Raw genomic sequence first — 18,301 nt, 5'->3', positions numbered from 1 at the left:
ACCCTTCGACTCCGCTTCGAGCGTATGCGACGAGAGGGTGGCGAGGTGACGGGGAGGCTCGGACTGATCGCCGGGACGGCGTGGGTACTGCTCGGTCTGGTCTGGTTCGCGGGCACGCCGATCTCGGACGCGATCGGCTGGCGAGCGATCGACGCGTTCTGGGCGCTCTGCGGGCTTGCGGGTCTGGCAGCGCTCGTCTCGCTGCACCGGCCCTACCGCCACGAGTACGGCCTCCGGGGACGGATCGGCCTCTGGATCGCCATCGTCGGGACCGCGATATTCGTCCTCGGAACCGTCGCCAGCGCGGCGACCGGGAGCGAGAGCGACCTCGTCTTCGTCGCCGTCACGCTCGGCTACCTGCTGGTGTTCGTCGGCTCGGCCGTAGTGGGCGTCTCCTTCCTCCGGGCGGGAGTCGCCTCCCGCACCGGATCGATCCTGTTCGTCCTCGCGCTCCCGCTCGGGCTGCTCCTCGCGGGTCTCGCCGGGATCACGCTCGCCTCGACGGTTTCTGGATTCGACGTCGAGGGTGCGGTCGCGGGCGGCCCTCCGGTCCTCTACGGTCTCGGCTGGCTCGCGATCGGTGCCCGGGTCCGGACCGAACCGGATCGCCAGGGAGGGCTTTAGGGGCTCGACGACCGAACCCGGGGTATGGCGAACGAACACGGTCACGGACACGGAGAGCACGAGGAACACCACGATCACGACCATCACGACCACGACCTCGACGGCGTCTCGGTCGCGATCTACACGATCTCCTCCTCTCGCGACCTCGACGAGGACACCGCGGGCGACGCGATCGAGTCGATCCTGGGCGAGTCGGGGATCGAGACCGCCGAACGGGCAGTTGTCCCGGACGACGCGGCGGCGATCGCCGAGACCGTCGAGGGGGCGGTGAGGGCTCCCGAGACGGACGCGGTCGTCACCACGGGTGGTACCGGGGTGACGCCCGACGATGTGACGATCGAGGCGATCGAGGCGCTCTTCGAGAAGGAGTTACCGGGATTCGGGGAGCTGTTTCGGACGCTCTCGTACGAGGAGGTCGGCACGCGCGTCGTTGCCACCCGCGCTACGGCGGGAATCGTCGGCTCCACGCCGGTGTTCTGCCTGCCGGGCAGTGAGAACGCCGCACGCCTCGGCGCCGAGGAGCTGATCGCACCGGAGGTCGCCCACCTCGCGGGGCTCGCGGGCCGGGACTGAGCTACAGCCGCTCGTCCTCGGCGATCGCCCGGTAGACCCGGTGCGGGATGAGGACGCTCGCACGATCCCGATCGGCCTCGCCCTTGAGCCGTGACCGGATAGACGACTGGGCCGAGCCGGCTCGGTCGGAGACGGCGCGCCCGATCGAGATCGATACGGCCGCCGTTGTACGTCACGCGGCCGGTCTCCGGATCGTAGCGGCCGTCGCCTGAGAGGAGGGCGACGACGGGAATCGACCCGAGCATCGCCGTCGTGTAGACCCCGCCGAACGCCGGGTTCCAGAGGGGAAGGTCGAAGCCGATCAGCGAGTAGAGCACGAGCTGTGTCGGCGCGATCGCGATCGCTCCGACGACGATATACTGCCAGCCCTCTTCGGGCCTCGGCCTGAGGAGCGATCTCGCCGGTCCGTCGAGCTCCTTCGGTGTCTCGCGGAGGACGAGCGTCGCCCCCACGAGTGCCGTCGCGGAGAGCGTCGCGATCACGACCGGGAGCCAGCCGACCGCGTCGACCGAACCGAGGCCGACGGAGGTCAGATACGCGAGCGCGCTCCCGAACGTCCAGACGAAGAAGCAACCGAGGAAGGTCCGAAGAACGACCGACTCCGGACCGAAGACGTGCCACTCGATCGGGTCGACGTCCATGGCCGGTGGTAGCACCGAGCCGGAACAGCTCGCTCGGTCCGATCAGCCCGGTAACGGACAGAGACTCGCGGTGAAGACGACGACCTCGTCGGTGTCGTTGCGCGCGCCGTGGGGTGCGCCCTTCTCGTGGAGGACGACCCCCGGTGCCGCGACCTCCTCTTCGTTGTCGCCCTGGAGCACCGTCACGGTCCCCGAGAGGACGTGGAAGACGTTCGTCTCGCCCTCGTGGACGTGCGTCGAGAGTTCGCCGCCGGGTCCGATCGCGAACGCCTTCACGAGCACGTCGTCGTCGACGACCAGTTCCTCGGAGACGACCTCGCCCTCTCCGGGGTCGAGGTCGGGATATCTGTCGAGGCTCATACCGGGGATCCTCTCCCGACCCACAAAAACCTGCCCCGGTTCCGAGCCGTTCATCCCACCTCGTGGCGTACACCGGATGATGACTGCTACGGGCCGAAGCGTTGCCCTCCCGCTCTGGGCGCTCCCGTCGCTCGTACTCGTCTCGCTCCCCTCAGTCGGATCCGAGACGTTCGCCGGGGGCGGCCTCCTCGCGTACTTCCTGGTTTTCCTCGCCGCGGCGACGCCCTGGCTCGAGATCCTGCTCGTGATCCCGCCGGCGGTCGCGGCGGGCCTCGACCCCGTGCTCGTCGCCGCCGTCGCGCTCGTCGGAAACGTCCTCCCCGTCTGGGGGATAATCCTCGGGTACGACGGTCTGAGGGGTCGGTGGCGGGCCTGGCGCGGGGAGGGAGAGCAGAGCACCGACGACGGTGAGAACGAGCCGTCGAAACGGCGCCAGCGCGCTGAGGGGCTCTTCCGCTCGTACGGCCTGCCGGGGCTCGCGCTCGCCGGTCCGATCCTCACCGGCGTCCACCTCGCGACGGTGGTCGCGCTCGCACTGGGTGGGCGGGCGCGACCCGTCGCGATCTGGATGGGGGCGAGCCTCGCCCTCTGGACGGCGATCATCACGCTCGCGACGGTCTACGGGCTCTCGCTCGCCGGATTCTCGCCCTGATCCGCTCTCGGAAGCGTTATACGTACGGACGTCGACTGTAGGGTCGTAATGGCGAAAGGTACGGTCGATTTCTTCAACGACACCGGCGGTTACGGCTTCATCGAAACTGAGGACGCGGACGAGGACGTCTTCTTCCACATGGAAGACGTGGGCGGCCCGGACTTAGAGGAAGGACAGGAAGTGGAGTTCGACATCGAGCAGGCCCCGAAGGGCCCGCGCGCGACGAACCTCCAGCGCCTGTAAGGGCGATACGAACGAACGGTTCTTCATTTATCGGGCGGCGAGCGAGAGCGGCGTCCAGCGGCCGAGAGAACCGAGCGACTGCTCCGGGGTTGCCACGTGTGTCGAGGAGACGTCCGAGAGTCCCGATCCGATCAGCCGTTTCCGACCAGTTCCTCGGCGACCACGTCGGGAGAGAGCAGGTTTGGGTCGACCGCGATATCCGCGAGCGGCTGGGCGAACTCCGGCAGCGTGTCCTCCGCGTAGACCGCGATCCTCACCGCCCCGTTCAGCTCCCGGGCGACCGGGATCGCCGTCGCCTCCGCCACGTCCGTCAGGACGAGGAGGTCCGCACCCTCGATTCCAGCCTCCGTGAGCGCCTGCCCGCTCGCGACGCCCTCGATCCGTTGTACACTCGCGCCTTCCGCCTCGAGCGCGGAGAGCAGCTCCTCGTCCTCGCCGATGAGTACGACGTTCATCACTCGTACTCGATGGTCGCGGGGGGCTTGTGTGTGACGTCGTAGACGACGCGCGAGACGCGGTCGTTCTCGCCCGTGATCCGGCTCTGGATCCGCTGGAGCGTTCCCCAGTCGATCTCCAGAGCCCGAGCGGTCATGCCGTCGCGGCTCTCGACCGCCCGCACCGAGACGACCCAGCCGTGGACCCGGTTGTCGCCTTTCACCCCGGTGGCCTTCCCGATCACCGCCGCGAGCGCCTGCCACGGCTCGTACTCCTCTAACTCCTCCTCGACGACGTGACTCGCCTCGCGTGCCACCTCGAGTTTCTCCTCGGTGATCTCGCCGATCACGCGCACCGCGAGCCCCGGACCCGGAAACGGCATCCGTTCCGCGACGACCTCTTCCAACCCGAGCGCGCGGGCGACCTCGCGCACCTCGTCCTTGTAGAGCTCTCTGACCGGCTCGACGATCCCATCGAAGTCGATCACCTCGGGGAGCCCGCCGACGTTGTGATGCGACTTGATCCCGCCTTCGGACTCGATCCGGTCGGGGTAGATCGTCCCCTGTACCAAGTACCTCGCGCCGACCTCGCGCGCCTCCTCCTCGAAGACGTGGATGAACTCCTCGCCGATGATCCGGCGTTTCTCCTCGGGGTCAGTCACGCCGGAGAGCGCGTCGAGAAACCGCTCTCTCGCGTCGACAATCCGCAGTGACTCCATGAACGAGAACGTCTCTCGAATCCCCTCTGTCTCGCCCTTGCGCATCAGTCCGGTGTCGACGTAGACCGGGATCAGCCGGTCGCCGATCGCCTCGTGGGCGAGCGCGGCCGCAGTCGAGGAGTCGACACCCCCCGAGAGCGCGATCACCGCGCGCGCGTCGCCGACCTCCGAGTCGATCTCCGAGACGGCCTCGGGAACGAAGGTGTCGGGATCGACCATCAGGCGTGCACCTCGGCCTCGGTCTCTCTTGTCTCGAGCACCGCGTCGAGGAAGGCGACGAAAGGCGGGCTGGCTCGCGTCGGTCGCGACCGGAACTCGGGGTGGAACTGCGTCCCGAAGAAGTAGGGGTGGTCGTCCAGTTCGAGGATCTCCATGCGGTTTCCTGCCCGCCCGGAGAACGTAAGCCCGCCGTCTTCGAGCCGGGCGATGTACTCCGGGTTCACCTCGTACCGGTGGCGATGCCGTTCGGTACACGAGGTCTCCCCGTACACCCGGTGGGCGAGCGTCCCCTCCTCGATCTCCGTCTCCTGTGCGCCGAGTCGCATCGTTCCACCCATCTCCTCGACCTCGTACTGCTCGGGAAGGATGTCGATGACCGGGTGTGGCGTCTTCGAATCGAGTTCGGTGGAGTTCGCCCCCGCCAGGTCGAGGACGTCCCGCGCGTAGTCGACGACGGCTAACTGAAAGCCGAGACAGAGGCCCAGGAACGGGACGCCGTTCCTCCGAGCGTAGCGGACCGACTCGATCTTGCCCTCCGTCCCTCTGGAACCGAACCCGCCGGGGACGACCACGCCGTCGGCCTGTCGCAGGCGCTGTTCGTGGTCGTCCGCCATCTCGTCGGCGTCGACCCAGAGCACGTTCACGTCGACGCCCCGCTCCAGTCCGGCGTGTTTGAGCGCCTCGTGGATCGACATGTAGGCGTCCTCCAGCGCGTATTTACCCACGAGCGCGATCTCGACCTCGTCCGTGCGTTCGGCGGTGACGAGTCTGCGCCACTCGTCGTCGCGTTCGGGTTCGGAGAGCGCCTCGTCGGCGAGTGTGAGTTCCTCCATCACGTACTCCGCCAGGCCCTCCTCCTCGACGACGAGCGGGACGTGGTAGACGTCCTCGACGTCCGGGTTCGAGAACACCGCCTCGGTCGGAACGTCACAGAACAGCGCGATCTTCTCCTTCGTCTCCGGTTCGAGGGCCACCTCACAGCGCCCGACCACCACGTCCGGCTGGAGACCGATCGAACGCAGTTCCTTCACCGAGTGCTGGGTCGGCTTCGTCTTCTGCTCGCCGTTCTTCGAGTACGGAACGAGCGTCACGTGCGTGAAGAGGATGTCCTCGTCGTCTTCCTCGTGGGCGAACTGTCTGAGTGCCTCGAGGTACGGCATCCCCTCGATGTCACCCACCGTCCCCCCGACCTCGACGATACAGACGTCGGTCCCCTCGGCGGCCTCTCGCACCCTTCGCTTGATGTCGTCGGTGATGTGCGGGATGATCTGGACGGTCTTTCCCAGATAATCGCCGGCACGCTCCTTCTCGATGACGTGGCGGTAGAGCTTCCCGGTCGTGACGTTGTGATCGAACGTCATGTCCTCGTCGAGAAACCGCTCGTAGTTCCCGAGGTCAAGGTCGACCTCGCCGCCGTCTTTCAACACGTAGACCTCCCCGTGCTGATAGGGGTTCATCGTCCCCGCGTCGACGTTCAGGTAGGGGTCGATCTTCACCGCCGTCACGTCGAAGCCGGCGGATTTGAGCAGTCGGCCGGTGCTCGCGGCAGTGATCCCCTTTCCGAGCCCACTCATCACGCCCCCGGTGACGAAAATGAACTTCCTCCCCAGCGTCGGGTCGTAACCCGTGGCGTCAGTCGGCATAGAAAGCGTCTGCGAAGGAAGGGCAAAACGATTTCGGGAGCGGCGTTTCCTCTCGATCGTCCCTGAAAGACGTGCGATCCGACCCGTCGTGACCCCGCTTGCCTCCCATCCGAAGGTCGTCCGCACACAGGAATCGATCGGGCCGTACCCGGTGCTCTCCGGGTAACACCCGCGTCACCTCGTTACCCTCCTGCCGCCGAGCGGTTATGTGGTTCCGGGCCGAATCAGGTAACGCGATGATACCGACAGCACGTCCAATCCGAGAGCCGACCGTACGCACGATGGAGAACACGAGAACGGGAGGGGAGCACGCATGACCGACGTAGAGAGCGTCCTCGTCACCGGCGCGACCGGCAACCAGGGCGGGGCAGTCGCAGAACACCTGCTCGCCTCCGACGTCGAGTTCGAGGTGTACGGCCTAACCCGGGACGCGACCGGTGACCGGGCACGCGACCTCGAGGGGCGAGGCGTGCAGATGGTCGAGGGCGACCTGAACGACCTGAAGACGCTCAGACCGGCCGTCACCGAGGTGGACGCGGTGTTCGCGGTCACCAACTTCTGGACGGAGGGCTACGACCGGCAGGTGAGACAGGGTAAGAACATCGCGGAGGCGGCGAAGGCCGAAGGGGTCGAGCAGTTCGTCTTCAGCGGGGTCGGGAGCCACGAGGAGGAGACCGGCATCCCGCACTTCGACTCCGCCTGGGAGATCGAACAGCACGCACGGAACCTCGAACTCCCGATGACGGTGCTCCAGCCGGTGTTCTTCTTCCAGAACCTCGAAGCGTTCGCGGAGGATATCCAGAGCGGGACGCTCGGCCTTCCCTTAGACGAAGGCGTCTCGCTCCAGATGGTCGACAGCGACGACGTGGGGCGAGCGGCGGCGGTCGCGTTCGAGCACCCCGAGGAGTTCGTCGGCGAACGCTACGAACTGGCGGGCGACGAGCGCACCCTCGAGGAGACCGCCGCGGTGCTTTCGGAGACCACCGGGACCGAGGTGGAGGCGTACCACGTCCCGATCGAGGAGGCCTACGAGAGTTTCGGCGAGGAGTTCACGGTGATGTGCGAGTGGTTCAACGAGGTCGGCTACAGCGCGGAGATCGAGTCGCTCTCGGAGACGTTCGGCTTCGAGTTCACGACGCTCCCCGAGTACCTCCGGGAGAACGGCTGGGAGCGAAAGGAAGGGATGGCCTCGGTCCCGGGCTGGGTGAAGGCGATGGAGTGATCAGGGCGCGAAAAAGCACGCGACCCGATCGCCGATCCCTTCGTTCTTCCCGACGAAGAAGTGATCCGCGTCGAGCGCTTCGACGACTCCACCCCGCTGGCGCACCGCCTCCGCGATCGGTCGTGAATCGACGGTCCGATCCCTCGGCCCGTAGAGCACCTGCACCGGGGCGTCGATCCGTCCGATAGCGGAGAGGGCGTCGAGCGTCTCGATCTCCGGAGCGGGCGCGAGCGCGCTCACGCCGGAGAGCGCTCGCTCGACCTCGGCCGCCGCACAGAGGGCGACGCTGGCCCCGAAACTGTAGCCGAAAATCCCCGTGGAGACGAACCGATCGGCGGCCCAGCCGAGCGCGCACTCGGCGTCCTCGCGCTCGCCGCGGCCGCGGTCCCAGTCGCCGTAGTCGATCCGGAGGGACGCTATCCCCCGTTCTCCGAGCGCATCGCTTACCGCACGCAACCGGGGATCCGACCGGCCCCCTCCGTGCTGGGGGTGTGGCGGACAGGCGACGACGATTCGGTCGCTCTCCTCGCTACCGTCGAGCGTCGCCCGGACGTCGCGCTCTCCCGGGAGCCTGAGCCGTCTACCCATACGGAGCGTTCAGCAGTGGTACTTTTAAGTTCGTGGTGTCAAAGTACGTGCCATGGGAATACTCTCGCGTGCGTCCTACGTCATCCGCTCGAAGATCAACTCGATCCTCAATCGGGCGGAAGACCCCCGCGAGACGCTCGATTACTCCTACGAGCAGATGCGCGACGAACTACAGGACGTGAAACAGGGTATCGCCGATCTGACCACGCAGAAAAAGCGCCTCGAGATGCAGAAACGCCGGCTGGAGGAGAACGTCGAGAAGCACAACGAGCAGGCCCGCGAGGCGGTGCGTCAAGACAGGGAGGACCTCGCCCGACAGGCGCTCGAGAAGAAGAAGGCGAAGATGAACCAGATCGAGGAGCTGGGTGCCCAGATCGAGGACCTCCAGGGGAAACAGGACCAGCTCGTCGAGCAGAAGGACAAGCTCCAGAACCGGATCGAGGAGTTCCGGACGAAGAAGGAGACGATGAAGGCGCAGTACGAGGCCGCGGAGGCGAGCACGCGCGTCTCCGAGGCGATGAGCGGCGTGGGTGACGAGATGGCCGACGTGGGCCGTGCGATCGAGCGCGCCGAGGCCGAGACCGAGGAGATGGAAGCGCGCTCGGCCGCGATGGACGAGCTCCAAGAGACCGGCGCGTTCGAGGACGCGCTCTCGGACGAGGACTCGATCGACCGCGAGCTCTCGGCCGGACGCACCTCCAGCGAGGTCGAGGCCGAACTCGAGACGCTGAAGGGTGAACTCGGCAAGGGTGGCGGTGATGAGTCGGAAACCGACGACGAACCGGCGGTCGAACTCGACGACGAGGTGGACGTCGAGGAGGAGCTCTCCTCGAACGAGATCGACTCCGAACTCGAGGAGCTCAAGGACGAACAGAGCTGATCGGGGGACGTCTCCTCGACTCGCCGAACACCCCGGCGCTCACCTGGCGATCGTGACGCTGGCCTGCGAGTCCCGGATCACGCTCTCGGCGACGCTGCCGACGACGATCTTCGACAGCCCGGAGCGACCGTGGCTGCCCATGACGATGTGGTCGATCCCTTCCTCCTCGGCGTACTCGACGATGACGTCGCTCGGCTGCCCCACTTCGATCGCGATTCGCGCCGAGACGCCCGCCTCGGCCGCACCGCCTTCGACACCGCCGTGTGAGAGCCCGCTCGAGTCGAGTACGTGCAGGATCGTGAGCTCCGCTTCGGGGATGTTCCTCGAGGGCTCGACCGAGTGCGATCTCAGCTGGATCCGATCCGTCGAACGGGACGAGTATCCGTTGGTCCATACCCGAATCACGAACCTATACCCTGTCACTCTAGTGGCTACTACTGCTATCCGTGACCCTCCCACTGTTATCCATCCCCACACTCTCACGGATCGCGTGCCTGTAATATATAGCGCGTGTGCCATACTCTGTCCTCTCTCTACTCTCGAAGTCGGTAGCCTACTCCAGAGGTCTTTTACATCGATAGAATTGAGGGCAGCGGATGAGTGACACTGCCGTTCGAGGCTCTCCCTCCCGGGGACTCGCCGGCGCGACGTTCGGGTTCTTCATCGGGTTCGCCGATGTCGTCGTCTACGGGCCGGCTGCGAGCAAGTTCGAACAGGCGATGGGGCTGTCCGGTATTCTGTTGGGGCTGTTGGTCGGCGCTCCGAATCTGATCGGCTCGCTACTGCGGATCCCCTTCGGCGCGTGGGCCGACGACGTCGGTGCGAGGAAGCCGTTCCTGATCCTTCTCGGCCTGTCGGTCGTCGGCATGACGGGGCTCTCGGGGATCCTCCTGTTCTTCTACCCAGACGGGCTGACGATTCGGCTCTACCCGGTCATCTTCCTGTTCGGAGCCCTGAGCGGGTGTGGTATCGGTGCGTTCGCGGTCGGCAACGCACAGACGTCATACTGGTATCCGTCGGAGAAACAGGGGACGGCGCTCGCGATCTATGCCGGGCTCGGAAACAGTTCGCCCGGCATCTTCACGATTCTCATCTCGATCGCGCTCGCCGCGCTGGGCCTCACGACTACGTATCTGGTGTGGCTGGCGTTTCTCGTCGTCGGGACGGTCATCTACGCGGTCATCGCGGTCACCGTACTATTTTCAGCTTCGTAAGCAAGGGTCGAGCCCAACCCGAGCGAGAGAGCGAGCCGAGGAGTTGGGCTAGGAGCTGTTTCCGAGCGGGGATACCGTCGATTCGATCGCGCAGGCCGCATCGCTACGCCGGACCTGGGCGCTCGTCGGCCTGTACTTCACCTCCTTCGGCGGCTTCCTCGCACTGACCGTCTGGCTCCCCTCCTACTGGGTCTCGCTCCACGAGATCGAGACCCGAACGGCGGGTATCTTGACCGCAGTAGGATTCATCCTTCTCGCGACGTTCGTCCGGATCCCCGGTGGTGTGCTGAGCGATCGGCTCGGCGGGGAGCGGACCGCGATCGTGAGCTTCGTTACCGTCGGCGTCGGGGCGACACTGATGATCCTCACGCGAGATCTCACGGTCGCGGTCGTCGCGATGGTACTGTTAGCTATCGGGATCGGTGTGACTACTGCGGCGGTGTTTCAACTCCTCCCGATGTACGTCCCCGAAGCGGTCGGTGGAGCCTCGGGACTGGTCGGTGGGCTCGGTGCGTTCAGTGGGTTCGTCGTTCCACCACTGCTCGGACTCGTCGTCGACGTACAGGGGGCGACGGGATACGCCACCGGGTTCGTCGTCTACCTCGGTCTCGCAGCGATCGGGATCCTTCTCTCCGGTGGGCTGTACTCCATCGCCGACCGAACGTGAGGACGATCACCGGTAGCTCGAAGCTACTGGTAGCGAGGACACCGTCGTCGAACCGTAGAAGTCGGCGTTTCGTCTTCGAGAGTCAATCGGCGGCCCCTCGTTCCGTGGAGGGTGAGGAACCGTGGAGACTCCGTGCCCCTTCGATAGCCACACGAGCCTGCCCGCTCGTCTTGTCGAAAACCACGTGCGTGTGCGGATACGCCATCTCCACGTCGACGTCCTCGAGTTCGGTCCACACGCTTTCGTGAACCTTCGACCGCATCTCGATGGGAAGATATGGCTTTTCGACCCAGAACCGGAGGTCGATATGGACACCGTGATCGCCGAATTCGGTGACGAACCCCTTCGGTTCGGCAGGGTACTTCGTTCCCCCGAGTGGGATCGCCGGACCGCCTTCGATCACTCCGTCGATCCGCTCGGTCGCTCGTTCCAGTACCCGTTGGGCCTCCGTGAGATCACCTTCGTACGTCACGGTGAACTCGATCGAGACGCGCGTTCGCTCGTCGTTCGCGGAGTAGTTGAGCACGTCACGGTCGTAGATCGTCGAGTTGGGGATGACGAGGAACGTGTTTTGTAACGTCAGTATCTCCGTGTATCGGAGCGTAATATCCTCCACATAGCCCCGATCCTCGGTGTCGACGATCTCGATCATATCACCGATCTCGTAGGGCCTGTTCACGAGTATCAGAAAGCCACTGACGAGGTCTGTGGCGATGGGTGCTAAAACGATCGCGAAGACGGCGGAGAGGACGGTGGCCGAGAGTACGAGACCCGTCAGCTCGACGCCGAGGATCCCCAGTGCGACCAAGAGAGCGACGACCATCGCACCGGCACGGATCAATCTGAGGGTGATGTCTGTGACGCTTCGTCGCCGTAGGTGACGAGTCACGTTCGGACGGAGCAACCGCGTGAGAAGCTTCGAACCGTACCACGTGATCACCAGTACGATAGCTGCGAGAAGCCACTCTCCGCCCGGGAAACGCACTGACTCGTCGAACCACTGGACCTGGCTAAGTCGACCGAAGAGGGGAGCCATGGGGTAGTACTCGACTCGGCCCGAGTAAAGGGGTGGGCCAGCGAGACCGATACCACGGTCCGGCGAGACGTTCCGTTCGCGTTAACCCGTTCGCGATGCTTCGGTTCCGGGGTCTGTAATACCGTGCGTCTCGCCACCCGTTTGGGCGTACTCCACGAACTGTATCTCGACGACGACGTCCTCGTCAGTCGCTTCGGAGATACGGATCCAGAGTTCGTCTTCTACCCCGAGTGCCTCCTCACCGGTGGGTTTCGAGACCGTGACCGTCACCATAAGGTCGCTCGTAAACACCCCCCCGGGTGGCGTACTCCGTCGAAACGGAAACGAGACCGAGCTCCTCGTACTCCGGCTGCTCGAGCGTCGTTTCGACCTCCGACTTGGCGGTCGTCTCGAATGCGAGGTGTTGTGCCGTCGTGAACACCGTCAGAACGATACCGACCACGAAGACGGCTGTGACGAACGCGTACGCTCCGGATCGAACCGACAGAGAACGGTCGTCTCGAACGGAGTCGAGAAGTTCGGTTCGATAGCCGAGTGCGTAGAAACCGAGATAGGCAGTGAGGTTGATACGCGCAACGTTGACTAACAACAACACGAACGCACCGAGCGCGATCTGTGGTCGACCCCAGGCGAACCCGATCGCGGACGCCGCGACGGAGGAACGATCGCTGCGGCGACGGCCACCCCGGGACGGCCGTCGAGAGGTCCTCAGCGAGTGCGAGCGCACCGGCCGCACCGGCACAGATCGCGATAGTGATGGCGAGGACGGTCGGCGTCTGAAACAGCGTTATCTGATCGATCCGCGCGACGGCGACCGAGGTCGGAACCGTTACGGCGAACTGAACGAGACACGCCACACTCAGTGCTCTGACGAACGCTGCCGATAGCGCGAGATCTGGGTGACGATGCTCTCGACGACCATCCCGTCGTCGTCGACGACACCCACGCTGGCGGCGGGAAGTGATCCAGCGAACGGAGCGATCACCATCGCGCCGACGGTGACGATCGCGGAGTCTAGCAACAGTCCCGCCGTCGCGACCGCGCCGGCGAGGGCTACGAAAGCGGTACAGGAGAGTCGACCCGGTTTGAGGTCTTGAACCTTCGCACGAAGCTGTCGATGGGTGATCCCGCGGCCGTCGTTCGGTCCCTTCGCGAATCGGCCGGAGATCTCTTCGGCTTCTACGCCGATCGCTCCCTCCACGTTCACGAGTCCGACGTGGGTCCCCTCGTCGAGACCTCCTCACGGAGTTCGTTCAACACGCCATCGACCGCACCGTTTGGAACGGGAACGTAGGCGAGCGAACCGCCATGGGTTCCGGTCTCGTCTGTCAGAAAACACTCGAGATCGAGCGACTCATAGCTCTCCGAGACGGTGTCGCGGCGATCCTCGTCGACGTACAACTGAAGCAGACGCATGAGTGATATCGCTACCGTTCGGCCCACCTCACCATGGTGATTCGTATCGTCTACTGTCCGCGACTCGACCTTCGACAGTGACGTCACGGAGAGCCCATCGGTTACCAGCGAGACCGCGACCGCTGTGGATATTCCGGCCGGTAGTCACCGATGGGCGACTTTCGACCACCGTACTCGATCTGAACCCCATCTATTTACATCGAGTCATCGGTTTCGGATGATAATGCTCAACGACAAACTGAGCGCGGGGCTCTACGTCGCGATCCACTTCCTCGTGCTCGGGGCCATCGCCTGGGCGACGGGACGTCCGTTCATCTTCCCCAGCCTCGGCCCCTCGGCCTACCTGCTCGCGACCGGCGAGACCGACCGCGCGGCGGGCGGCTACCACGTCATCGGCGGCCACTTCGTCGCCGTCGTCTGTGGGATGGTCGCCTACCACCCGATCGCGGGCGGCCTGGTCGCGGTCGACGTCCTCGGCGAGGCTGGACCGTTCTCGTTCGACGTGCTCGCGCTCGCGGCGAGCTGTGTCGTCGCGATGGTGCTCACGACGGTCGCGATGCTCGTCGCGAAGACGAACCACCCGGCGGCCTGTGCGACGACGCTCATCGTCGCGCTCGGCCTGCTCTCGACGGCCGTCGACGGCGCGATCATCATGGGGTCGGTGGTGCTGCTCTACGCCCTCCACGAGAAGGTGCTCTACCCTGCGGCGATCCGCTTCGGTTTCGAACCGGAGGACCCCCGACCCGCCGACGGCTGATCACCCCTCGTCGCCGTAGCCGACCTCGAAGTGGCCCTCCTCGGTGTTCATCTGCGGGATCATCGGTCCGATCGAGGCGGTCCGGCGGGCGACCGTCGCGGTCCGGAGGATGTAGGAGGCGAGCAGCGCGAGCGGCGAGAAGACGAGCGCGATCAGCGCGCTCGTGGTGAACGGGAGGTACTGGGGGTGGATCGTCGGCCCCGTCACGTCCGCGTAGCTCAGTCCCAGGACCACCGCCCCGAGCACCGCCGGGACGCCACAGAGGATCGTGAGCTGCGAGAACCGGGTCACCTCGCGCTGGAGATAGGTCGTCTTGAAGTGCGACCGGGCGACGTTGAACTGCCTGAGCGCCTCGATCAGGTCGTCGAACGCTTTGATCGTCTCGCCGTGGAGCTCTCCACGGTACGTGTTCGCGACGTGCCTGGCGGCGTATATCTGCCAGGCGTCGTCGAAGTCGATCGCCGCCGAGAGCACCTCGAACGTGCCGAACTCCGCGTCCTCCAGCTCCTCCCGTGCCCTGTCGGCGCTCTTCTGGACGCTGTTCGCGTAGGTCACGATCGCCTCCCGCCGTTCGCCGCCTTCCCGCTCGGCCGCCTCCTCGAGGCGCTCGGCCTCTCTCTCGATCGCGGCCACGATCAGGTCTACCAGCGTCGCCGGGTCGGCGGGGCTGGCCGGGACGTCGCCGATCCCCTCGACGTCCCGTCTGAACTCCATGACGCCGCTCAGCCGGTCGCGGAACTCGTCGGCGGCGGCGAACTCCCGGGAGAGGATCAGCTGGTTGATCGAGACGACGAGCGTCACCAGCGAGAAGCTGCCCGCGATCATCCCGCCCGCGAGCCGCGTGATCGAGTCGTCGTTCTCGAACGCGATCAGCCCGACCTCGCCGAGGACCAGGAGGAGACAGAACACGGCGGCGGTGATCAGGGTCGCGACGTAGAGACGGTCGCCCTCGGCGAGCAGCCACTCGACGGGGGCCCTGTTCGACTCCCGGCCCATCTCGGTGCCGAACGACTCGAGCTGTTCCGACACCTCCTCCTCACTCATCGTCCGTGATAGCCATCGGACCGTAAAAAGAACAGGCGTTGCACCTCCGCGGCGCAGCCGCAGGCACGGCACCTACCCGGCTGGCGCCGGTTTCACCTCCATGGTCAGAGCCTCGTCGGCGGTCATCGGAATCGGGCTGCTGCTCGCGATCGTCCTGCTACCGCTTCCGATCCCGGGCCTCGGCGTCGTGCTCGGTCTCGGCATCGCTGCGATCGGGGTCGTATTGCGGCTGCTCGGGAAGTAGGGGATCCGTCCGAAGCGTCTAACGAATCGATCTCGGGAGCGTCGCCCCCGGTGCAGCGGCAGGGCCAATCGCTACTGCGGTTCGTCACCGTTCGGACGTATGACCCGTAGTGGACCCAGTCCGCGCGTTCCCGTCGGATCGATCCGGCGGACGAACCGTCGAGTCGGAGGCGGAACGGACACGATATGGGCGCGGTGACCGACGGCGTCGTCGGCCGGATCCGTGATAGCCAGCCCCGGCTGTGGCTGTTGCTCCGGCTGAACCGGTCGGTCCTCGCCGGCTGTGTCCTGGCGGTCGTCTTCGTCTCGCTCGTCATCGCGACGACCGTGGGCAACGGTCCCTTCCGGAGGCTCGTCGCTGATCACGACGCGCTCTGGTGGATCTTCTCCGCGTTCATCGGCGCGATCATCACGGGCGTCACGCTCGTCGTCTCGATCGGACAGATCGTGCTCTCACAGGAACTCGGCGCCGTCGGTGACCAGCGAGAACGGATGGACGAGGCGATGGACTTCCGTCAGGACGTCGAGAGCGAGATCGACCTGGACGTCAGCCCGCCGGAGCCGGCCGCGTTCCTCAAGCTGCTCGTCGACCGGACCGAGGCCCAGGCGAAACGGCTTCGGGACGTCGTCGACGACGAACGCGACGAGGAGCTGAGAGAGCGGATCGACGACTACGTCGACGACCTCCTCGAGAACGCCGACGAGGTGAGTGAGGGCCTCGACGACGCCCAGTTCGGCACGTTCGAGGTGCTCTGGTCGTCGTTCCGGTTCAACTACTCCTGGAAGATCTTCCAGGCCCGGCGTATCCGGGACGACCACGCCGAGTCGCTCTCGGAGGAAGCCGAGGGGACGTTCGACGAGCTGCTCGAACGGCTCAAGCTGTTCGGCCCGGCGCGCGAACACTTCAAGACGCTCTACTTCCAGTGGGAGCTGATAAACCTCTCGCGGGCGCTCCTCTACGTCTCCGTCCCCGCGCTCATCGTCATCGGGAGCATCCTGATGAACGTCGGGCCGGGGGCGTTTCCCGGATCGACGCTCGGCGTGGACAACGTCGTCTGGGTCGCGGCGTTCGGTTTCACCGTCGGGGTGACGCCGTTCGTGATCCTGCTCTCGTACACGCTCCGGATCATGACGCTCGCGAAGCGGACGCTCGCGATGGGACCGTTCATCCTCCGGGAGGCCGAGCGCGAGGAGGACATCGACTGGTCCTGATACGGTCTGCTGTAAGTCATTACCGGCGCAACAGCGACTGTCCTGCGGTTGCGCCGGTAAACCGTCACAGCAGACCGTATGACCGCGGGGACCGGGCCCGGCCGCCGCGGTGCGCTCTCATCACGGGCCGACGGGACGGTGCCCCGTCTGCAGCGGGGCGGTCCGAGAGGGCCGCAGCCGGGTGTGGCTTTTACGGGTAACCCTCCGAGAGGTACTCATGGGAAACGGAGCGGACGATACGTTACTCGAACGAGCCGAGGGGAGCGCCCTCCGGCTCTACATCCTGATGCGTCTCGATCGACGGCTGCTCTCGGTGGGGATCCTCGCGACCGTCTTCGCCGCGCTCGTCGGGCTCGGGGCCGCCGAACTCGGCCCCTACAGGGAGATCGTCGAGGACGTCGACGCGATCCAGAACATCTTCTCCTCGATGTTCGGCCCGATCATCACGGGCGTCACCCTCGTCGCGACGATCGGCCAGCTGGTGCTCTCGCAGGAGCTGGGCGCTGTCGGCGACCAGACCACCCGGATGGACGAGTCGATGGAGTTCCGCAGAAACGTCGAGGACGAGGGCGGGATGGAGGTGAGCCCGCCGGAGCCGGCCGCGTTCCTTCGCGAGGTGGTCGAATCGACCGAGGGGAAGGCAGAGCGCCTGATCGAGCTCATGGAGGAGGAGCGAAACGAGGAGCTCGCGGAGACGGTGTCCGAGTACGCAGAGAGCCTCGACGAACACGCCGAGATCGTCCGCGAGAAGCTCGAGGACTCGCAGTTCGGCACCTTCGACGTGATCTGGGCGGCGCTCGACTTCAACTACTCGCTCAAGATCTTCCAGGCGCGCGAGATCCGCCACGACTACGAGGACGAGCTCTCGGAGGAGGCGTACACCACCCTCGGCGAGGCGATCGAGATGCTCAAGCTGTTCGGCCCGGCTCGCGAGCACTTCAAGACGCTCTTCTTCCAGTGGGAGCTGATCGACCTCTCGCGGGCGCTGCTCTACGCCTCGATCCCGGCGCTGATCGTCACCGCCTCGATGCTGATGTACGTCGATGCGAGCACGCTCCCGGGAGCCACGATGGGGATCGACAACCTCGTCCTGCTCACGAGCGCGGCGTTCTGTATTACGCTCGCCCCGTTCGTCATCCTGATGAGCTACATCTTCCGGATCGCGACCGTCGCGAAGCGGACGCTCGCGATGGGGCCGTTCATCCTCAGGGAGTCGAGCCGCGACGCCGACAGCGACCTCTGATACGGACGGTCGCAACTGTTTACCGGTGATCGCCGACCCGTGGGGGCGATCACCGGTAGGAGACTACGACCGTCCTCATGACCGCTCACGAAGGTACCACACTGAAACCCCCGCATCTCCTCCCGTGAGACGGATGCGCTCGACCGAAGAGTTCTCCGGAGACCGGACCACCGGCCACTCAGTCCCGAGGCCCGACAGGCGGCGGCTGCTCGCGCTCGTCGGTGGCGCGGCCGCGACCGTGCTCGCCGGCTGTGGGGCCGCCGACGACACTCCCGACTACGAGGAGGGCGAGTCGGTCGACGCCGACGGCGAGGAGCGAACGGCGGAGGAGACGACCGCGGCGGCGGCGCTCGCTGAGACGGAGCTGAACGACGGGCTCTCGCCCCTCGACGACCTCGACATCGCAGACCACGGGTTCGTCGTCGAGGAGGACTTCCGGCGTGCGACGGTCCAGGGGACGGTCGAGAACGCCCGCCAGGGACGGCTGACCGACGTCGAGGTCTGGGTGCGGATCTACGACGACGGCGATGCCCTGCTCGGCCGGTACGCAGACTCGATCGGCGACCTCGACCCGGGAGAGCGGTGGGCGTTCACGGTGATCGTCCTCGAATCCCTCGTCGAGATCGAACGATACGAACTCGCGGTCGTCGGTCGCTCCGAGTGAGCGGACC

General features: G+C 65.7%; 25 protein-coding genes and 1 pseudogene. 13 read left to right on the top strand and 13 right to left on the bottom strand.

Annotation, left to right across the window (positions count from 1 at the left end; all coding sequences use genetic code 11):
- Positions 1–24 precede the first annotated feature (24 nt).
- Both V2L32_RS20560 and V2L32_RS20555 read left to right on the top strand, forming a co-directional pair.
- A complete protein-coding gene (locus V2L32_RS20560; RefSeq protein ID WP_331234494.1) occupies positions 25–624 on the top strand; it encodes a hypothetical protein in 600 nt (199 codons plus the stop codon).
- A gap of 24 nt (positions 625–648) precedes the next feature.
- On the top strand, positions 649–1,197 hold the full coding sequence (locus V2L32_RS20555; RefSeq protein ID WP_331234493.1) for a MogA/MoaB family molybdenum cofactor biosynthesis protein: 549 nt from the start codon (positions 649–651) through the stop codon (positions 1,195–1,197).
- 683 nt (positions 1,198–1,880) lie between these two features.
- Here V2L32_RS20555 and V2L32_RS20550 read toward each other — a convergent pair.
- Positions 1,881–2,198, bottom strand: a complete 318-nt coding sequence (locus tag V2L32_RS20550) for a cupin domain-containing protein (protein WP_331234491.1) — start codon at positions 2,196–2,198, stop codon at positions 1,881–1,883.
- Between the two features lie 79 nt (positions 2,199–2,277).
- On the opposite strand from V2L32_RS20550, the gene V2L32_RS20545 reads away from it, so the two are divergent.
- Positions 2,278–2,850, top strand: a complete 573-nt coding sequence (locus V2L32_RS20545; protein ID WP_331234490.1) for a small multi-drug export protein — start codon at positions 2,278–2,280, stop codon at positions 2,848–2,850.
- Between the two features lie 48 nt (positions 2,851–2,898).
- Entirely contained in the window at positions 2,899–3,093 is a 195-nt protein-coding gene (locus V2L32_RS20540) for a cold-shock protein (RefSeq protein WP_331234489.1), read from the top strand.
- 131 nt (positions 3,094–3,224) lie between these two features.
- Here the strand turns inward: V2L32_RS20540 and V2L32_RS20535 are convergent, their stop codons facing one another.
- From V2L32_RS20535 to V2L32_RS20525, 3 genes are read right to left on the bottom strand one after another with little or no spacing between them, the layout of a single operon-like run.
- Positions 3,225–3,551, bottom strand: a complete 327-nt coding sequence (locus V2L32_RS20535) for a DUF7126 family protein (RefSeq protein ID WP_409348390.1) — start codon at positions 3,549–3,551, stop codon at positions 3,225–3,227.
- Positions 3,548–4,465 (bottom strand): glutamine-hydrolyzing GMP synthase, encoded by a 918-nt coding sequence (gene guaA / locus V2L32_RS20530; protein ID WP_331234486.1) that lies wholly within the window; start codon positions 4,463–4,465, stop codon positions 3,548–3,550. The genes V2L32_RS20535 and guaA overlap by 4 nt, the downstream gene beginning before the upstream one ends.
- On the bottom strand, positions 4,465–6,108 hold the full coding sequence (locus V2L32_RS20525) for a CTP synthase (RefSeq protein ID WP_331234484.1): 1,644 nt from the start codon (positions 6,106–6,108) through the stop codon (positions 4,465–4,467). The genes guaA and V2L32_RS20525 overlap by 1 nt, the downstream gene beginning before the upstream one ends.
- Positions 6,109–6,421: 313 nt before the next feature.
- Between V2L32_RS20525 and V2L32_RS20520 the strand changes: the two genes are divergently transcribed.
- Entirely contained in the window at positions 6,422–7,330 is a 909-nt protein-coding gene (locus V2L32_RS20520; protein ID WP_331234483.1) for an NmrA/HSCARG family protein, read from the top strand.
- Here the strand turns inward: V2L32_RS20520 and V2L32_RS20515 are convergent, their stop codons facing one another.
- Entirely contained in the window at positions 7,331–7,918 is a 588-nt protein-coding gene (locus tag V2L32_RS20515) for an alpha/beta hydrolase (protein ID WP_331234482.1), read from the bottom strand.
- Positions 7,919–7,970: 52 nt separating this feature from the next.
- On the opposite strand from V2L32_RS20515, the gene V2L32_RS20510 reads away from it, so the two are divergent.
- Entirely contained in the window at positions 7,971–8,798 is an 828-nt protein-coding gene (locus V2L32_RS20510) for a PspA/IM30 family protein (protein WP_331234481.1), read from the top strand.
- A 39-nt stretch (positions 8,799–8,837) separates the two neighbouring features.
- Here V2L32_RS20510 and V2L32_RS20505 read toward each other — a convergent pair whose 3' ends face one another.
- Positions 8,838–9,203, bottom strand: coding sequence for a universal stress protein (locus tag V2L32_RS20505; RefSeq protein ID WP_331234480.1), 366 nt, complete (start codon positions 9,201–9,203; stop codon positions 8,838–8,840).
- 191 nt (positions 9,204–9,394) lie between these two features.
- Between V2L32_RS20505 and V2L32_RS20500 the strand changes: the two genes are divergently transcribed.
- Positions 9,395–10,012: an MFS transporter gene (locus V2L32_RS20500; RefSeq protein WP_331234479.1), complete on the top strand. Its 618-nt coding sequence runs from the start codon at positions 9,395–9,397 to the stop codon at positions 10,010–10,012.
- Positions 10,013–10,067: 55 nt separating this feature from the next.
- The gene (locus tag V2L32_RS20495) at positions 10,068–10,679 is read left to right on the top strand and encodes an MFS transporter (protein WP_331236646.1); all 612 of its coding nucleotides are present in this window, start codon (positions 10,068–10,070) and stop codon (positions 10,677–10,679) included.
- Between the two features lie 82 nt (positions 10,680–10,761).
- On the opposite strand, the gene V2L32_RS20490 is transcribed toward V2L32_RS20495, so the two are convergent.
- The 6 genes and pseudogenes from V2L32_RS20490 to V2L32_RS20475 all read right to left on the bottom strand — a co-directional run bounded on the left by V2L32_RS20490 (position 10,762) and on the right by V2L32_RS20475 (position 13,131).
- Positions 10,762–11,502 (bottom strand): mechanosensitive ion channel family protein, encoded by a 741-nt coding sequence (locus V2L32_RS20490; RefSeq protein ID WP_331234478.1) that lies wholly within the window; start codon positions 11,500–11,502, stop codon positions 10,762–10,764.
- 294 nt (positions 11,503–11,796) lie between these two features.
- Positions 11,797–11,988, bottom strand: a complete 192-nt coding sequence (locus V2L32_RS21220) for a hypothetical protein (RefSeq protein ID WP_409348389.1) — start codon at positions 11,986–11,988, stop codon at positions 11,797–11,799.
- Complete coding sequence (locus tag V2L32_RS20485) at positions 11,954–12,310, bottom strand: hypothetical protein (RefSeq protein ID WP_331234477.1); 357 nt, start codon at positions 12,308–12,310, stop codon at positions 11,954–11,956. The genes V2L32_RS21220 and V2L32_RS20485 overlap by 35 nt, the downstream gene beginning before the upstream one ends.
- A gap of 148 nt (positions 12,311–12,458) precedes the next feature.
- A pseudogene (locus V2L32_RS21215) lies at positions 12,459–12,572 on the bottom strand (hypothetical protein); the annotation flags it as partial.
- 2 nt (positions 12,573–12,574) lie between these two features.
- Entirely contained in the window at positions 12,575–12,916 is a 342-nt protein-coding gene (locus tag V2L32_RS20480) for a DUF389 domain-containing protein (protein ID WP_331234476.1), read from the bottom strand.
- A gap of 2 nt (positions 12,917–12,918) precedes the next feature.
- Positions 12,919–13,131 (bottom strand): hypothetical protein, encoded by a 213-nt coding sequence (locus V2L32_RS20475; protein WP_331234475.1) that lies wholly within the window; start codon positions 13,129–13,131, stop codon positions 12,919–12,921.
- Between the two features lie 217 nt (positions 13,132–13,348).
- On the opposite strand from V2L32_RS20475, the gene V2L32_RS20470 reads away from it, so the two are divergent.
- The gene (locus V2L32_RS20470) at positions 13,349–13,888 is read left to right on the top strand and encodes an HPP family protein (protein ID WP_409348388.1); all 540 of its coding nucleotides are present in this window, start codon (positions 13,349–13,351) and stop codon (positions 13,886–13,888) included.
- On the opposite strand, the gene V2L32_RS20465 is transcribed toward V2L32_RS20470, so the two are convergent.
- The gene (locus V2L32_RS20465; protein ID WP_331234473.1) at positions 13,889–14,932 is read right to left on the bottom strand and encodes a hypothetical protein; all 1,044 of its coding nucleotides are present in this window, start codon (positions 14,930–14,932) and stop codon (positions 13,889–13,891) included.
- Between the two features lie 100 nt (positions 14,933–15,032).
- Here V2L32_RS20465 and V2L32_RS20460 point away from each other — a divergent pair, with 100 nt between their 5' ends.
- From V2L32_RS20460 to V2L32_RS20445, 4 genes are all read left to right on the top strand, one after another.
- A complete protein-coding gene (locus V2L32_RS20460; RefSeq protein ID WP_331234471.1) occupies positions 15,033–15,176 on the top strand; it encodes a hypothetical protein in 144 nt (47 codons plus the stop codon).
- Between the two features lie 185 nt (positions 15,177–15,361).
- Positions 15,362–16,387 carry a hypothetical protein gene (locus tag V2L32_RS20455; RefSeq protein WP_331234470.1) on the top strand — a complete coding sequence of 342 codons (1,026 nt, stop codon included), beginning with the start codon at positions 15,362–15,364 and terminating at the stop codon, positions 16,385–16,387.
- A gap of 217 nt (positions 16,388–16,604) precedes the next feature.
- The gene (locus V2L32_RS20450; RefSeq protein WP_331234468.1) at positions 16,605–17,630 is read left to right on the top strand and encodes a hypothetical protein; all 1,026 of its coding nucleotides are present in this window, start codon (positions 16,605–16,607) and stop codon (positions 17,628–17,630) included.
- Positions 17,631–17,763: 133 nt separating this feature from the next.
- Positions 17,764–18,294 (top strand): FxLYD domain-containing protein, encoded by a 531-nt coding sequence (locus tag V2L32_RS20445; protein WP_331234467.1) that lies wholly within the window; start codon positions 17,764–17,766, stop codon positions 18,292–18,294.
- Positions 18,295–18,301 lie beyond the last annotated feature (7 nt).

The sequence above is a fragment of the Halalkalicoccus sp. CGA53 genome, assembly GCF_036429475.1.
Classification (GTDB): Archaea; Halobacteriota; Halobacteria; order Halobacteriales; family Halalkalicoccaceae; genus Natronorarus; species Natronorarus salvus.
This window is presented reverse-complemented; position numbering and strand designations above follow the sequence as displayed.

Bases quoted from the DNA above. Each gene is read 5' to 3' on its own strand.
- V2L32_RS20560 (WP_331234494.1), top strand. From the start codon at position 25: ATGCGACGAGAGGGTGGCGAGGTGACGGGGAGGCTCGGACTGATCGCC.
- V2L32_RS20555 (WP_331234493.1), top strand. From the start codon at position 649: ATGGCGAACGAACACGGTCACGGACACGGAGAGCACGAGGAACACCAC.
- V2L32_RS20550 (WP_331234491.1), bottom strand. From the start codon at position 2,198: ATGAGCCTCGACAGATATCCCGACCTCGACCCCGGAGAGGGCGAGGTC.
- V2L32_RS20545 (WP_331234490.1), top strand. From the start codon at position 2,278: ATGACTGCTACGGGCCGAAGCGTTGCCCTCCCGCTCTGGGCGCTCCCG.
- V2L32_RS20540 (WP_331234489.1), top strand. From the start codon at position 2,899: ATGGCGAAAGGTACGGTCGATTTCTTCAACGACACCGGCGGTTACGGC.
- guaA (WP_331234486.1), bottom strand. From the start codon at position 4,465: ATGGTCGATCCCGACACCTTCGTTCCCGAGGCCGTCTCGGAGATCGAC.
- V2L32_RS20525 (WP_331234484.1), bottom strand. From the start codon at position 6,108: ATGCCGACTGACGCCACGGGTTACGACCCGACGCTGGGGAGGAAGTTC.
- V2L32_RS20520 (WP_331234483.1), top strand. From the start codon at position 6,422: ATGACCGACGTAGAGAGCGTCCTCGTCACCGGCGCGACCGGCAACCAG.
- V2L32_RS20515 (WP_331234482.1), bottom strand. From the start codon at position 7,918: ATGGGTAGACGGCTCAGGCTCCCGGGAGAGCGCGACGTCCGGGCGACG.
- V2L32_RS20510 (WP_331234481.1), top strand. From the start codon at position 7,971: ATGGGAATACTCTCGCGTGCGTCCTACGTCATCCGCTCGAAGATCAAC.
- V2L32_RS20500 (WP_331234479.1), top strand. From the start codon at position 9,395: ATGAGTGACACTGCCGTTCGAGGCTCTCCCTCCCGGGGACTCGCCGGC.
- V2L32_RS20490 (WP_331234478.1), bottom strand. From the start codon at position 11,502: ATGGTCGTCGCTCTCTTGGTCGCACTGGGGATCCTCGGCGTCGAGCTG.
- V2L32_RS21220 (WP_409348389.1), bottom strand. From the start codon at position 11,988: ATGGTGACGGTCACGGTCTCGAAACCCACCGGTGAGGAGGCACTCGGG.
- V2L32_RS20475 (WP_331234475.1), bottom strand. From the start codon at position 13,131: ATGCGTCTGCTTCAGTTGTACGTCGACGAGGATCGCCGCGACACCGTC.
- V2L32_RS20470 (WP_409348388.1), top strand. From the start codon at position 13,349: ATGATAATGCTCAACGACAAACTGAGCGCGGGGCTCTACGTCGCGATC.
- V2L32_RS20465 (WP_331234473.1), bottom strand. From the start codon at position 14,932: ATGAGTGAGGAGGAGGTGTCGGAACAGCTCGAGTCGTTCGGCACCGAG.
- V2L32_RS20460 (WP_331234471.1), top strand. From the start codon at position 15,033: ATGGTCAGAGCCTCGTCGGCGGTCATCGGAATCGGGCTGCTGCTCGCG.
- V2L32_RS20455 (WP_331234470.1), top strand. From the start codon at position 15,362: ATGGGCGCGGTGACCGACGGCGTCGTCGGCCGGATCCGTGATAGCCAG.
- V2L32_RS20450 (WP_331234468.1), top strand. From the start codon at position 16,605: ATGGGAAACGGAGCGGACGATACGTTACTCGAACGAGCCGAGGGGAGC.
- V2L32_RS20445 (WP_331234467.1), top strand. From the start codon at position 17,764: ATGCGCTCGACCGAAGAGTTCTCCGGAGACCGGACCACCGGCCACTCA.